Origin of the sequence: Neobacillus sp. DY30 (assembly GCF_030123065.1) — a bacterium.
GTDB lineage: Bacteria > Bacillota > Bacilli > Bacillales > Cytobacillaceae > Neobacillus.
The window spans coordinates 4,615,539-4,630,541 of record NZ_CP126093.1 but is presented as its reverse complement, the minus strand read 5'-3'; the positions used below and the strand labels follow the sequence as shown (position 1 = coordinate 4,630,541).

Here is a 15,003-nt window from a genome sequence, read left to right as displayed (position 1 = left end):
TTCTTTTCATGTTCAAGTGTCCCAATTGTCAGAGCAAGGATATCGGCAAAATTGGAATAAACCAATATTATTGCTGGAATTGTTTTATTGAATTGTCTCTTGCCAAAGGCATAATCAATACCCATCAAGTCGAAGAAGATGGTACACTCAGTTCCTTAGATGACTTGTTTGAAGAAGAAGAGCGTCGTTACACCATTTGAAGTGGAAGCACTTAGTGACTGAAGGTAGACAGTTTCGAAGTACGAAGCACTGTCAAACTACAGAAGAGGTGAGACGTATGAATAAAGTAATGACTTCCGTTGTTGCATTGGGTGTTGGAATGGCAGCCTATAATATTGCGCAAAGAAACAACATGATTTCTGGCCGTCAAATGAAACGAATGCAAAGAAAAGTAAAACGTGCTTTATTCTAAATATGATCCCCCTCATCTTGAGGGGGATTTTTGCTGTATGTATAAATCCGGTATTTGACTCCAAAAATAAAGTAGAAAAGGAGGCATGTATCGGTGGAAATTCGGGTTAAATGGTTTTATCGAATCGGTTTTTTGCTTCTTTTGCTCATCGCTATTTATGTATTTTTAAAAATTCGTTTTTTCTGGCTGCCGATCGTAAGAGTAGCTTTTGTGATCATCCTCCCTTTCTTTATAGGAGGTTTTATCACCTATTTGCTCCATCCTATCATTGAAAAGCTCCATGAAAAGGGTTTGCACAGGGGACTGGCAATTTTTTTAATCTATTTTCTATTTTTCGGCGGTATTGGTTTAGCCATATACAAAGGGATCCCTGCTTTTATTTCACAAGTAAGGGACCTAGCAGAAAGTGCTCCGATTTTAGCTGAGCAATACCGAAGCTGGATAAAGGAACTTCAATCACATACACGTGAATGGCCAGATGGACTTCAAGGACAAATCAATGAAGGGATCATAGGTTTTGAAAAGAAATTAGATTCCCTCCTTAATGTTATCGTGGATTCCTTGTTAAACATTTTAAATTTTGCATTTGCGATAATGATCATCCCTTTTATTGCATTTTATATGTTAAAGGATTTCACGGTCATAAAAAGAGCTGTTTGGTATATCACTCCTAAACAATGGCGCAGAAAAGGAACGAAATTTTTGAAGGATATCGATGAATCACTCGGAAGCTACATTAGAGGCCAGCTTCTTGTCTGTTTCATTATTGGGAGTCTATCGGCAATTCTATTTTGGATTTTTCATTTAAAATATCCTTTACTGTTAGGAATTATTATTGGTGTCACAAACGTCATCCCATATTTTGGTCCAATAATAGGAGCTATTCCAGCCGTATTCATTGCAGCGACAAGCTCATTTAAGTTAGCCATTGTTACAGTTGCAATCGTTTTTGTATTGCAATTCTTAGAAGGGAATATTCTTTCTCCCTACATTGTTGGAAAAAGTCTGCATATGCACCCGTTAATGATTATGATTGCATTAACGGCAGGGGGGGAAATAGGGGGAATCATTGGGATGATTGTAGCAGTCCCTGTTTTGGTTGTCCTGAAAGTAAGCATTCTGCACGCTAAAAATCACTTTGTCCGAGGAAAAGTGAACAATCCGTCACCATCAGATTGACAAACGTTTTTTCTGTAGCTATAATCCGTTTATAGAATATTTTGGATTAACATGTTGAAGGACCCTAAGTATGTTATAGTCCATCTTTAAGAGAGGAGCTTCCTTGGCTGGGAGAAGCTCTAGATGAAGGATAACAGAAAGCTAGTCTGGAGTGCAGCTAACCACTGCCGTCATTGCCGCGTTAAGGCATTATTTGAGAGATGAGCACGTGAGTTTTGTGTTCATAATCAGGGTGGTACCGCGAGTTAGCTCTCGTCCCTGCAGGGATGAGGGCTTTTTTGTGTTCTTTTTTATATTAATAGGAGGGGAAAAATAATATGAGATTCTTAACTGGTTCTGAAATCCGTAAAATGTATTTAGACTTTTTTCAGGAAAAAGGGCATGCTGTAGAACCAAGTGCGTCGCTTGTTCCTCATGATGATCCATCGTTGTTATGGATTAATAGTGGAGTTGCTACATTAAAAAAATACTTCGATGGACGTGTCATTCCTGATAATCCAAGAATTACAAATGCACAAAAATCCATCCGTACAAATGATATTGAAAATGTAGGCAAAACAGCACGACATCATACTTTTTTCGAAATGCTTGGGAACTTCTCCATTGGTGAATATTTCAAAGAAGAAGCAATCCATTGGGCATGGGAATTTTTAACCGATAAAAAATGGATTGGGTGGGACCCTGAACTGCTCTCCGTTACGATTCACCCTGAGGACAATGAAGCTTTCGAAATTTGGAATAAAAAGATCGGTATTCCTGAGGAACGAATTATTCGCCTTGAAGGGAACTTCTGGGACATTGGTGAAGGACCAAGCGGACCTAATACTGAAATCTTCTATGACCGTGGTCCGGAGTACGGTGATGACCCGACAGATCCGGAATTATATCCAGGCGGTGAAAATGAACGTTATCTAGAGGTTTGGAATCTAGTATTTTCACAATTTAATCATAACCCGGATAATACCTATACACCTCTGCCAAAGAAGAACATTGATACTGGAATGGGTCTAGAAAGAATGGCTTCCGTTGTTCAAAATGTACCAACTAACTTTGATACAGATTTGTTTATTCCAATTATCAGAGCGACAGAAGAAATTTCGGGTGTAAAATATGGCGTGGAAAAAGAAAAGGATACAGCATTTAAGGTAATTGCTGACCATATTCGTACAGTGGCTTTCGCTGTTGGTGATGGAGCACTGCCTTCGAATGAAGGACGTGGGTATGTATTACGCCGTTTACTGCGCCGTGCGGTTCGTTATGCAAAACAAATTAATATCAACCGCCCGTTCATGTATGAACTAGTTCCTGTAGTAGGCGAAATTATGCATGATTTTTACCCAGAGGTAAAAGACAAAACGGAATTTATTCAGAAAGTCATTAAAAATGAAGAAGAACGTTTCCATGAAACATTACACGAAGGATTATCCATACTAGGTAATGTCATTAAGAAAGAGAAGGAAAAAGGAAGCGATATAATCTCTGGAAGCGATGTTTTCCGTCTTTATGATACCTATGGTTTCCCTGTTGAACTTACAGAAGAATATGCAGAAGAAGAGGGCATGAAGGTAGATCATGCTGGGTTTGAAACAGAAATGGAATTACAGCGGGAGCGTGCTCGTTCTGCGCGTCAAGATGTTGGCAGTATGCAGGTTCAAGGCGGTGTACTTGGTGACATCGTTGTTGAAAGTCAATTTGTTGGCTATGATCAGCTTGAAACGAATTCGACCGTTGTGGCAATTATTAGAAATGGTGAATTAGTTGACGAGGCATTCAGCGGAGATGAGGTACAGTTAATACTTGATGTTACGCCATTTTATGCAGAAAGCGGCGGGCAAATTGCAGACCGCGGTATCATTCAGGCAGCAGATGTTTCGGTTAGCGTGAAGGATGTACAAAAGGCTCCAAATGGCCAAAATCTTCATCAAGCAGTAGTTGATTCAGGAATATTAAAGACCAATGCAAAAGTGACAGCAACTGTTCATCAAGATAATCGAGTTCAAATTATAAAAAATCATACTGCTACTCACTTGCTTCACCAAGCATTAAAAGATGTTTTGGGAACGCATGTTAATCAAGCAGGTTCACTTGTAGAACCAGACCGTCTTCGTTTTGATTTCTCGCATTTTGGTCAAGTAAAACCTGAGGAATTGGAACAAATTGAAAAAATCGTTAACGAAAAAATCTGGAAGAATATCGAAGTGGATATTAGCTTAAAGCCAATCGCTGAAGCAAAGTCGATGGGTGCTATGGCGCTTTTCGGTGAAAAATATGGAGATATCGTTCGCGTTGTTAAAGTAGGGGATTATAGCTTAGAGCTATGCGGCGGTTGTCACGTTCCGAATACTTCTGTTATTGGGCTGTTTAAAATCGTCTCCGAAGGCGGTATTGGTGCCGGTACAAGGAGAATTGAAGCCGTTACCGGTGAATCAGCTTATCAATTGATGAATGACCAGGTAGCTTTATTAAAGGACGCAGCGGAAAAATTAAAAACCAATCCTAAAGAGGTAGTAAATCGTATCGACGTCTTAATGTCTGAGATCAAACAACTTCAACGGGAAAACGAGTCACTTGCAGCAAAGTTAGGAAATATTGAAGCAGGTAACCTTGTATCCAAGGCAAAGCAAATTGACGGTGTTACCGTATTAGTTGCAAAAGTCCAAGCTTCTGATATGAATAATTTAAGGAATATGGCTGATGATTTGAAACAAAAAATCGGTTCAGCTGTTATTCTCCTTGGAAGCGTAAATGAAGGGAAAGTTAATTTAATTGCAGCTGTGACGAAGGATTTAATTGACAAAGGATATCATGCCGGTAAATTAATTAAAGAAGTCGCAACAAGATGCGGTGGAGGAGGGGGAGGCCGCCCGGATATGGCTCAAGCAGGCGGTAAAGACCCTGAAAAACTCGAATCTGCCCTGCAATTCGTGGATGAATGGGTAAAATCAATTTGATAATGAGTCAAAGTAGTGTAAAATGAAGATAAAATAGGTAATATTGGTAGGTATCTCCTCTACCATAAATGCGAGGTGCGTGTAATGAGCTCATTTGATAAAACGATGCGATTTAATTTTCCTGAAGAGCCTTTTGAACATGACGTAAATGATGTTCTTTTTCAAGTTCATGAAGCCCTGCAAGAAAAAGGATATAATCCAATTAATCAAATTGTCGGATATTTACTGTCCGGAGACCCTGCTTATATTCCACGTCATCGTGACGCACGGAATATTATTCGTAAACTCGAGCGGGATGAAATCATTGAAGAATTGGTTAAATCCTATTTAAAACAACGACGTGAGGGTTAAGACATGCGAATTATGGGATTAGATGTAGGCTCTAAGACAGTCGGTATTGCTATAAGTGATGAACTGGGCTGGACTGCACAGGGCCTCAAAACCCTAAAAATTGACGAAGAAAAAAATAAGTTTGGTTTTGACGAAATTGGTCAAATAATAAAAGAGTATGGAATTAGTCAAGTGGTTATCGGTTTGCCAAAGAATATGAATGGCACTATTGGACCTAGAGGTGAAGCCAGCAAGCGATACGCAGAGGAAATTGAGAACCAGTTTTCAGTTTCAACCATTTTATGGGACGAGCGTTTAACGACAATGGCAGCTGAACGAGTCTTGCTTGAAGCGGATGTCAGCCGTAAAAAGCGTAAAAAGGTTATTGATAAGATGGCAGCTTCGATGATTCTACAAGGCTATTTGGATAGCAAAAATTAATGAGGTGAAGTTATGGAACACGGTGAAAATCAAATTACAATTGTAGATGAAAAAGGTAATGAACAATTATGTGAAGTACTTTTTACATTTGAATCAGAGGATTTTGGCAAGTCTTATGTGTTGTTTCAACAAGTAGGCGGAGTAGAAGATGATGAAGAAGGTCCTGAAATTCATGCGTATGCGTTCAATCCTAATGATGAAGACGGCGAAGGGGAATTAATTCCTATCGAAACCGAAGAAGAATGGGATATGGTAGAAGAAATGCTCAATACCTTCTTTGATGAACAAGAAGACGAAGAATAATATGATAAAAAGGCGATCCTGACGAAGGGTCGCTTTTTTCATTGTTTCATGAAAACGCTTCCGATTTTCGGATTGTCTAGCTCCAGCGCCTAGGGGCTCGGGGTCATAAGACAAGCCGCCGGAAAGGTTAAAGAGCAACCTTCCCACCGGCTTGTCTTATGCCTGTCGCCCCTGGTCAAGGCGCTTCCGCTTTTCGTGAAAAATTGACATTTTTCGCTGTATATGCTGAAATATTACTGATACGCAATTCCTAAATGTTAAAAAAGAAGTTTAAAAGATACATGTTTAACGGGCTTACGGGAGGGGCAATAAAATGTCATCAGAAGAGACACACTCGAAAAAAGAAGTAATTCGAAAAAAAATGCTTGAGCATCAAAGTGAAGCAAGAATTGTTCGTAGGATTGTTTTAACAATTACAATTGTGACCCTTTTAATACTTATTTTTATAGGCGGCGGGGGTTACCTATACATCAAGTCAGCACTTGAACCCGTTGACAAGGACAGCAAGGTTCAAAAAAAGGTAGAAATACCGATTGGCTCATCTGTTACTGGTATATCTGAAAGGTTAGAAGCTAGTGGGATCATTAAAAATGCGAAAGTCTTTAAATACTATGTGAAATTTAAAAATGAAGCAGGTTTTATGGCGGGGGAATACGAACTAAGTCCCTCTATGGAGATACCAGAAATTATTAATCGCTTAAAAACAGGTAAAGTACTGCAGCAGGCTGCATTTCAATTAACGATTCCAGAAGGTAAACAATTAAAAGAAATAGCACAAATTATGGCTAAGGCAGTAAACTTGCCGGAAGATGAAGTTTTTAATCAATTAAATAATCGAACATTCATCCAAACATTAATGGGGAAATATCCAGCTTTACTAACGACAGATATTTTAAATCCAAACATTAAATATCCACTAGAAGGATACCTGTTCCCAGCAACCTATCCATTCTATAAACCGAATCCAACCATTGAAGAAATGGTAGTTACGATGTTGGACCAAACCCAGAAAGTGATCACACCCTACTTAGAGGAATCTAGTAATGAGGAACTAACAGTACACCAATTGTTGACCATGTCGTCATTAATTGAAGAAGAGGCAACACAGAAGGCCGACCGAAAAAAAATCTCAAGTGTTTTCTATAATCGAATCGAGCAAGATATGCCTTTACAAACAGATCCTACTGTACTCTATGCACAAGGAAAACATAAAGAGAGAGTATTATACGAGGATCTAGAAGTGGATTCCCCTTATAATACTTATAAACATAAAGGGCTTCCTCCAGGTCCAATTGCAAATGCAGGTAAAGATTCTCTTGATGCAGCAGTAAATCCGGCTGACACAAAACATTTATATTTCCTTGCGACAGCAAAGGGAGAAGTAATTTTTACCAACACACTAGATGAGCACAATGCTGCAAAAGCAGAACATATTACGAATCAATAATAAAAACCAATAACGAGGAGGAACAGTTTTCTTTCCTCCTCATTTGTGATAAAATAGTTCAAGTGTTTTACGAATTAATAATAGCGTTTCTTTGAACGCTATTTTTTCATGTCTAAAGAACCATTTATGGGTAATGCTTTTTAAGGGCAGGTGATGGCAGTTTGTTGAATGATAAACTGCATTCTTATATTGAGAAACTTATTCCAAATCGTGAACCATTGTTTATCGAAATGGAAAACTACGCGATAGAAAATAAAGTCCCGATTATGGAGCTGGCAGGAATCGAAGCATTGCTGCAACTTTTAAGAATTCAGGACTCGAAAAAGATTCTTGAGGTAGGTACGGCAATTGGATATTCGGCATTACGAATGGCTGAGGCTCTGCCAAATGCGTCAATTGTTACGATAGAAAGAGATTTGGAAAGAATTCAGTGTGCTGAAGAATATATGAGTCGTTCGAAGCATGGCAAGCAGATCTTATTGATTAAAGGTGACGCCCTTGAAGTCGAGGAAATTGTCAGCGGACAAGCACCATACGATGCCATTTTTGTCGACGCAGCAAAGGGTCAATACCAAAAGTTCTTTGAAATGTACTCAAAATACCTGAGTGATAACGGCATGATTATTACGGATAATGTCTTATTTAAAGGACTAGTAGCAGAATCAGAGATTGAATCAAAAAGGATTCGGAATCTTGTTAAGAAAATAGATGGTTTCAACCAATGGCTAATGAATCACCCTGATTTTCATACTGTCATTCTTCCTGTTGGGGATGGGATCGCCATTAGTAAAAAGAAGAGGTGAGTGAAATTGAAAAAAACCGAATTACTTGTAACGCCATTATCGGTGGATGATATTTTACCATTAGCTGAAGCGGGCGCTGACGCATTTGTGGTCGGTGAACAGAGATATGGATTACGCTTAGCAGGGGAATTCAACCGTGAACAGGTAAAACAAGCTATAGAGTTAGCACATGGACAAGGTAAAAAAGTCTATGTCGCTGTCAATGCTATTTTCCATAATGAAAAAATAGATGAATTGAGTGACTATATTAAATTTGTTGCAGATTCAAATGCAGATGCGATTATTTTTGGCGACCCTGCGGTCTTAATGACTGCTCGTGAAGTGGCTCCAACTATGAAGCTTCATTGGAGTACTGAAACACTTGGGACCAATTGGTTCTCATGTAATTATTGGGGTAAGAAGGGTGCGAAAAGGGCTGTTCTTGCTCGCGAAATTAATATGGACGCAATTGTAGAAATAAAAGAAAATGCTGAAGTGGAAATAGAAGTTCAGGTACATGGAATGAGCTGTATGTTCCAATCAAAACGATCCCTTTTAGGTAACTACTATGAGTACCAAGGGAAAGTAATGGAAATTGAAAATCGCAAGATGGAGAAAAATATGTTCTTGCACGATAAAGAAAGAGAAAATAAATATCCAATCTTTGAAGATGAGAACGGAACACATATTATGAGTCCGAATGACATCTGTATTATCGACGAGCTTCAAGAAATGCTTGAAGCAGGTGTGGATTCGTTTAAAATCGATGGAATCTTAAAGTCTTCTGAATATCTTATTGCAGTAACAAAGGCATATCGTGAAGCCATTGACTTATACTTTAAGGACCCAGATTTATATGAGGACAAAAAGGACGAGTTATTAGAAGCGATTGAAGAAGTTCAGCCAGCAAACCGTAAGCTGGATACAGGATTCTTCTTCAAGGAAACAGTTTATTAAAAAGGAGGAGTTCATTCATGAATACAGTTAAAGATAAGATTTCTGAAGTTATCGATGGAAAACGTGTGATTGTGAAAAAACCAGAACTCCTTGCGCCAGCAGGAAATCTCGAAAAATTAAAAATAGCAGTTCAATATGGGGCTGACGCCGTATTTATTGGCGGTCAGGAATATGGTTTACGTTCAAACGCTGATAACTTTACATTTGAAGAAATGAAAGAAGGCGTGGAATTTGCTAAAAAATATGGAGCGAGGATATATGTTACAACGAATATTTTTGCTCACAACGAAAATATTGATGGATTAGAAGAGTATATCCTTGGGTTAAAAGAAACCGGGATTGCTGGAATCATCGTTGCAGATCCATTAATTATTGAAACTTGCCGCAGACTTGCTCCGGAAATTGAGATACACATTAGTACGCAGCAATCTATAACAAACTGGAAAACCGCTCAGTTTTGGAAGGAAAGTGGTGCGGAACGTGTCGTTTTAGCACGTGAGGCAAGTGCAGAAGAAATTAGAGAAATGAAAGAAAAGGTCGATGTAGAAATTGAGATCTTTATTCATGGTGCAATGTGTATCGCTTATTCTGGACGTTGTACATTAAGTAATCATATGACCGCAAGAGATTCTAACCGAGGCGGATGCTGTCAGTCATGCCGCTGGGATTATGATTTATATCAACTCGAGGGCAACACATCAGAAGTGCCGCTTTATAGTGATAATGACGCTCCGTTTGCAATGAGCCCAAAAGATCTTAATCTTATCCAAGCGATTCCACAAATGATTGAGCTTGGCATTGATAGTTTAAAAATCGAAGGTCGTATGAAATCCATTCACTATATCGCAACGGTGGTAAGTGTATATCGAAAAGTGATTGACGCCTATTGTGCAGATCCAGATAACTTTGTTATTAAAACTGAGTGGCTGGAAGAGTTAGACAAATGTGCAAATCGTGAAACGGCACCAGCATTTTTTGAAGGAGTTCCTGGGTATAAAGAGCAAATGTTTGGTAATCATAGCAACAAGACAAAGTTTGAATTTGTTGGTCTTGTGTTGGATTATAACGAAGAAACCCAAATGGTTACCCTTCAGCAGCGAAACCACTTTAAACCGGGTCAGGAAGTCGAGTTCTTTGGTCCGGAAATTCAAAATTTTACACATGTGATTGATAAAATCTGGGATGAAAAAGGTAACGAACTGGATGCTGCGAGACATCCGCTTCAGATTGTACAATTCAAATTGGACAAACCGGTTTACCCTAACAACATGATGCGAAAGGAGAACTAGGTTGATGCGCAAACCGGTTGTTATTGGAGTTGCCGGGGGTTCCGGCTCTGGGAAAACGAGTGTTACCAAAGCTATCTATGAAAGCTTTAAAGGTCACTCTATTACGATGATTCAACAGGATTTTTATTATAAAGACCAAAGTGATTTACCATTCGAGGAACGCTTAAAGACGAATTATGATCACCCACTGGCATTTGATAATGATTTGCTTATAGAACATCTTCAAAAGCTTTTACAGTATGAGCCAATTGATAAACCTGTTTACGATTATTCACTTCATACCCGTTCAAAAGAAGTTATTGAAGTTGAACCGAAAGATGTTATTATTTTAGAAGGTATACTTGTTCTTGAGGATGAGCGGTTGAGAAACTTGATGGACATCAAGCTATATGTGGATACGGATGCGGATATTAGAATCATTCGAAGGTTATCACGCGATATTAAAGAACGTGGACGCACCTTGGACTCTGTTATCGAACAGTATACGAATGTTGTTCGTCCTATGCATAACCAATTTATTGAGCCGACTAAGAGATATGCGGATGTCATTATCCCTGAAGGCGGGCAAAATCATGTGGCGATTGATTTAATGGTCACAAAAATTCAAACAATTCTTGAACAAAAGTCATTTTTATGAAACAATAGCGTAAAGATTAGTTTAAAATGAATCCATATTGGATGAATACAAGTTGCGCGCCCTTTTGAGAGGACGCGCTCCTATGTATTTGCGTGATACCTACATAACATTATCCAACACAATCTATGGGGGATTGTGAAGACTAGAAGGAGTGAGAAGTTTTGGCAATCGAAAAAGTATTTCCAATGACACAGGCAGGTAAAGACAAACTGATTCAGGAGCTTGAACATTTAAAATCAGTTAAACGTAAAGAAGTTGTTGAAAGAATTAAAATCGCTAGAAGTTTTGGAGACTTATCTGAAAACTCTGAATATGATTCCGCAAAAGAAGAACAAGCATTTGTAGAAGGCCGTATTACAACTTTAGAGAACATGATTCGTAATGCTAAAATTATTGAAGAAGGCGTTATGGTAAGTGATTCTGTAACATTAGGCAGATCTGTTACATTTGTTGAACTTCCTGATGGTGACGAGGAAACGTATACAATCGTTGGCAGTGCAGAGGCTGATCCTTTTGAAGGTAAAATTTCTAATGATTCACCTATAGCAAAAAGCTTAATTGGTAAAAAGGTCGGCGATCAAGTATCTGTCCAAACACCAGGCGGCGAAATGAGCGTTAGAATCATTTCCATTAAGTAATCAAATTTTTATTGATATGTTTGAAATGAGAACACCTCGTCAAAACTTTTGACGAGGTGTTTTTTTATGATACGCAGACGGATTAAAGGTTTACTCATCTTCTGTATTGCTGGCCTGTTAGTTCTTATAGCTCGATTAGTCCAAATACAGCTCGTCCAAACAGAAACCTTTTCAAAACATAATGTAAATTTATTGGAAGAAAGTGTTCAACAAAGAACACAAGAATTGGTGATCGATAACGGCCGGGGTAATTTTCTTGATCGCAATGGTGATTTACTTACGCATAAAAAAGTACCGGTTCTAGTTCTATTTCCTTTTTTAAAAAATATGACTTGGGACAGTAAAACGGTCTCAACTATTTCTGGAATATCTGAAGAAAGCTTAAATAAGGCATTGGAAAATGCAAAAAAGCCGTTTGCCTATGGTGAACCACAACCTTTGGAATTAACACCTTCTCAAATGGAAAGAATCAATAAACTAGAGATTCCAGGTGTATTTGCCATTGAAAAGAAATTTGAACGTTCTGAAATTCCTGCAGAACAATTAATTGGTTTAACAGGAGAAAATGCAAAAGAATTAAAAAAGCGTTACCCGAATAAAGAGCTCTCCGAGAAAACCTTGATCGGTGTTTCTGGTCTGGAAGAGAGTTTTGATGAGTTTTTGCTTCCTGAAGGAAAATCGAAACTTGTATATCATGTAGATGGGGATGGAGCCCCTTTGTTTGGGATTAATGTAAAATATGTTGATCCGGCTAATCCTTTTTATCCAGTAAATGTTAGAACAACGATCGATAAAAACCTGCAGCAAAAGGCTGAGGAGCTTGTAGAGCAGCACGGTATAAAAAAGGGCGGGTTAGTGCTCCTGGATATCGAAAGCAATAGTGTTCTGGCATCAGTTTCCCGGCCAATTATCGATCCAAACGACCCTTATAATGGTTCAGGGATTACAAATCGAATGTTGAAGCAGGAAATCATGGGATCAATTTTTAAAACTGTGGTTGCTGCAGCGGCCATTGATCAAAACCTAGATGACCCGGCTCGGTTATTTAATTGCAGTATAAAAATAAATGGGGAGCCCGAATTAAAATATAATTATGGTATGCTCTCATTCACTGACAGTTTTGCGAGAAGCTGTAACCGAACTTTCGGAGAGCTGGCAAAGGAACTTCAAAAAAAAGATAAGAATCTGCTTGAAGAATATGCTGAGAAACTGTCGTTAACAGGCACTGTTGGCTGGAAGGGTGAAGTCTACCACACCAATAATTTTAAACAGCTTGTCGATGAGGATATTGGAAGAGTATTTTTAAATGATGAGGCAAAAAAAGACCCTAACTTTGCTGCCATGTCAGGGATAGGTCAACACGAGGTCCGTGCCACCCCAATAGCCGTGGCCAATATGATGGCTGCAATTGCAAGGGGAGGGAAAAAAGAGATGGTCCGAACTGCTTCAAAAATAGAGTACAAAAACGGTACCACCATGGTTAACTTTGAAGAAAAGGAGTTAACCGGTGACACTATTTCTCCCTATACCGCAATGAAACTACAGAAGTTGTTAAGGGAGGTAGTTGTTAATCCAAACGGGACCGGAAGATGGTTTAAAGACCTTCCATATGAAGTTGCAGGAAAATCGGGTACCGCGGAAACAGGAAAATACCAGGGGGATAAACAACTTCATAATAAGTGGTTCGCAGGTTATTTCCCTTATCAAAATCCTAAATACGCACTTGTTACCGTTAACTTGGATGTTCTTGATACAGAGGGCGGCGTTAATTTACTCTTTGCCGATATGGTTAAAATGTTACATGAACATGACAAAGAAGGACAAAAAGATTAACTTAAGTGAAAATCCTTCAAGTTATTTTCAATTCATGTTAGAATGTTCACAGCCATATTAATTGTTTAGCGGCGCTTCCGCTTTTCTATTTGGAGGGATATTTTATGAGTAACGATTTCCAATCCGGCTCACGTTCTACTTATCGGGCTAAAAGAAAGAAAACGAACCTCATCTTGAATAGTCTTATTGCTATTGTGCTAGCTCTCATTTTCTTTGTAGCCTACACTATTTTTTTATCAGGTGACGATAAAACGTCTCCTAAAGAGGAACAAACAAAAACAGAAGCTAATAAAGCCTCTGAAAAAGAGGATAAAAATACTGAAGATAAAACAGCAGTGGAAGATAAAGAGAAAGACACTGATTCAGAGGAAAGCGCTGATGAAGAAAGTGAAGAAGCCTCTGCACCTGAACAAGCAGATGAATCACAAGCAATAATCACTGAAGGTGATGGTTCTTCTAATGTAGCTAGAACCATTGAGAACCCTGCATGGAAACCTGTAGGTACAGTACAAACGGGTGAACATACACCTGTGTATGATAGCTCTTCAGTGGATTGGCAGGAAATGCTAAAGGCTATTTCTTATGCTACAGGTCTAGAGCAAAGCAATATGACGGTTTATTGGTTAGGGCGAGATAAAACAACAGGTACTGGATCGTTTAGTACTGTTGCCTCTAAAGATAAGACGCAAAAATACAACGTTTATCTTGAATGGGTTGATGGTGAAGGATGGAAGCCTGTAAAGGTCGAAGAGCTCTCTGCAATTCAATAGCACAGTAAAAAAATAGGATGGGCTTTCCATCCTATTTTTTTCGTTTGAAGTGAACCACTGCAGTAAAGTATGTCTGCCCCTTTTCGTTGGCATACATTTGATGGGAGACTGAATGAACTCCTAATAGAATCGCTTTGTTTTCTTCAATTTTTGCCTCAATTTTTTTTTCTAGAACTTTAAGATCTGTTGCGTCAAAAAATTCTACTTTATCCTCGATAAAATCAAGTTTAAAATTCATCATGTGAATCATCCCTTCTTTATGTATATTTTAGTAATTCCTAACCTTGGAATCAATGAATATTTCAATATCAGTGGAAAATATGATAGCAAGTTTGTGTTTAATTCATAGTATACAAATAGGAATTGTAAGAATGTTAGGAGGTTACATGCTTGGGTCTGGAATTCTTGGATATTTTCGAACAGTGGGCTGATTCATATGATGAAAGTGTTGGCGGAAATAATCGTGAATATAAAGCTGTGTTTGCAGGGTATGAGCATATATTAGAAGATGTCGCAGTTCAATCAATGGGAAACGTGGTTGAGTTTGGTGTTGGGACTGGTAATTTGACAAAAAAATTGCTTGTTAATGGTTTAAATGTCATTGGTATTGAGCCCTCAACTCAAATGAGGGAAATCGCAGCTGCAAAGCTAGGACTAAATGCAATAATATTTGATGGTGATTTTCTTCATTTTCCTAAGATAATGAATGTTAATACCATTGTCTCCACATATGCATTCCATCATTTGACGGATAAGGAAAAGGAAGAAGCAATTGCCAAATATGGAAAGCTGCTTTCAAAAGGTGGTAGAATAGTGTTTGCGGATACGATGTTTGAAACAGTGGAAGATTATAATAATGCAATCGTAAAAGCAAGGGAACAAGGCTTTCATAACCTGGCAAAAGATTTGGAAACAGAATATTATACAACCATTCCTATTTTAAGAACTATATTAAATAAAAGTGGATTTACTGTTCTATTTAGGCGCTGTAATGAATTTGTCTGGTTAATGGAAGGAGAAAAACAATAAGAGAG

The 15,003-nt window shown here is 38.4% G+C and carries 17 protein-coding genes and 1 other annotated feature; of the genes, 16 read left to right on the top strand and 1 reads right to left on the bottom strand.

The genetic code is table 11. From position 1 onward, the window contains the following. Nucleotides 1-8 precede the first annotated feature (8 nt). The 15 genes from QNH29_RS22960 to QNH29_RS22890 all read left to right on the top strand — a co-directional run bounded on the left by QNH29_RS22960 (nt 9) and on the right by QNH29_RS22890 (nt 13,969). Nucleotides 9-200 (top strand): YrzR-like zinc ribbon domain, encoded by a 192-nt coding sequence (locus tag QNH29_RS22960; RefSeq protein ID WP_192649969.1) that lies wholly within the window; start codon nt 9-11, stop codon nt 198-200. A 77-nt stretch (nt 201-277) separates the two neighbouring features. Next, nucleotides 278-412, top strand: coding sequence for a YrzQ family protein (locus QNH29_RS22955; RefSeq protein WP_283861608.1), 135 nt, complete (start codon nt 278-280; stop codon nt 410-412). A 93-nt stretch (nt 413-505) separates the two neighbouring features. Next, nucleotides 506-1,591 (top strand): AI-2E family transporter, encoded by a 1,086-nt coding sequence (locus QNH29_RS22950; RefSeq protein ID WP_283861607.1) that lies wholly within the window; start codon nt 506-508, stop codon nt 1,589-1,591. Nucleotides 1,592-1,636: 45 nt separating this feature from the next. Beyond that, nucleotides 1,637-1,854, top strand: a binding site (T-box leader). Nucleotides 1,855-1,908: 54 nt separating this feature from the next. Then, the gene (gene alaS / locus QNH29_RS22945; RefSeq protein ID WP_283861606.1) at nt 1,909-4,542 is read left to right on the top strand and encodes an alanine--tRNA ligase; all 2,634 of its coding nucleotides are present in this window, start codon (nt 1,909-1,911) and stop codon (nt 4,540-4,542) included. 84 nt (nt 4,543-4,626) lie between these two features. Further along, a complete protein-coding gene (locus QNH29_RS22940; RefSeq protein ID WP_063251385.1) occupies nt 4,627-4,893 on the top strand; it encodes an IreB family regulatory phosphoprotein in 267 nt (88 codons plus the stop codon). Nucleotides 4,894-4,896: 3 nt separating this feature from the next. Further along, on the top strand, nt 4,897-5,313 hold the full coding sequence (gene ruvX / locus QNH29_RS22935) for a Holliday junction resolvase RuvX (protein ID WP_283861605.1): 417 nt from the start codon (nt 4,897-4,899) through the stop codon (nt 5,311-5,313). Between the two features lie 12 nt (nt 5,314-5,325). Further along, nucleotides 5,326-5,616: a DUF1292 domain-containing protein gene (locus tag QNH29_RS22930; RefSeq protein ID WP_045517819.1), complete on the top strand. Its 291-nt coding sequence runs from the start codon at nt 5,326-5,328 to the stop codon at nt 5,614-5,616. Nucleotides 5,617-5,929: 313 nt separating this feature from the next. Then, nucleotides 5,930-7,063: an endolytic transglycosylase MltG gene (gene mltG, locus QNH29_RS22925; RefSeq protein WP_283861604.1), complete on the top strand. Its 1,134-nt coding sequence runs from the start codon at nt 5,930-5,932 to the stop codon at nt 7,061-7,063. A 161-nt stretch (nt 7,064-7,224) separates the two neighbouring features. After that, on the top strand, nt 7,225-7,866 hold the full coding sequence (locus tag QNH29_RS22920; protein WP_283861603.1) for an O-methyltransferase: 642 nt from the start codon (nt 7,225-7,227) through the stop codon (nt 7,864-7,866). A 6-nt stretch (nt 7,867-7,872) separates the two neighbouring features. Next, a complete protein-coding gene (locus QNH29_RS22915; RefSeq protein ID WP_283861602.1) occupies nt 7,873-8,802 on the top strand; it encodes a peptidase U32 family protein in 930 nt (309 codons plus the stop codon). Between the two features lie 17 nt (nt 8,803-8,819). Then, entirely contained in the window at nt 8,820-10,091 is a 1,272-nt protein-coding gene (locus QNH29_RS22910) for a peptidase U32 family protein (protein ID WP_283861601.1), read from the top strand. A 1-nt stretch (nt 10,092) separates the two neighbouring features. Beyond that, complete coding sequence (udk, locus tag QNH29_RS22905) at nt 10,093-10,728, top strand: uridine kinase (protein WP_283861600.1); 636 nt, start codon at nt 10,093-10,095, stop codon at nt 10,726-10,728. Nucleotides 10,729-10,889: 161 nt separating this feature from the next. Further along, nucleotides 10,890-11,366, top strand: coding sequence for a transcription elongation factor GreA (greA, locus tag QNH29_RS22900; protein ID WP_283861599.1), 477 nt, complete (start codon nt 10,890-10,892; stop codon nt 11,364-11,366). Nucleotides 11,367-11,432: 66 nt separating this feature from the next. Next, a complete protein-coding gene (locus tag QNH29_RS22895; protein WP_283861598.1) occupies nt 11,433-13,199 on the top strand; it encodes a peptidoglycan D,D-transpeptidase FtsI family protein in 1,767 nt (588 codons plus the stop codon). Between the two features lie 104 nt (nt 13,200-13,303). Next, the gene (locus tag QNH29_RS22890) at nt 13,304-13,969 is read left to right on the top strand and encodes a YrrS family protein (protein ID WP_283861597.1); all 666 of its coding nucleotides are present in this window, start codon (nt 13,304-13,306) and stop codon (nt 13,967-13,969) included. 31 nt (nt 13,970-14,000) lie between these two features. Here the strand turns inward: QNH29_RS22890 and QNH29_RS22885 are convergent, their stop codons facing one another. Further along, a complete protein-coding gene (locus QNH29_RS22885) occupies nt 14,001-14,207 on the bottom strand; it encodes a DUF2536 family protein (RefSeq protein WP_283865725.1) in 207 nt (68 codons plus the stop codon). Between the two features lie 152 nt (nt 14,208-14,359). Between QNH29_RS22885 and QNH29_RS22880 the strand changes: the two genes are divergently transcribed. Then, complete coding sequence (locus QNH29_RS22880) at nt 14,360-14,998, top strand: class I SAM-dependent DNA methyltransferase (protein WP_283861596.1); 639 nt, start codon at nt 14,360-14,362, stop codon at nt 14,996-14,998. The last annotated feature ends 5 nt before the right edge of the window (nt 14,999-15,003 follow it).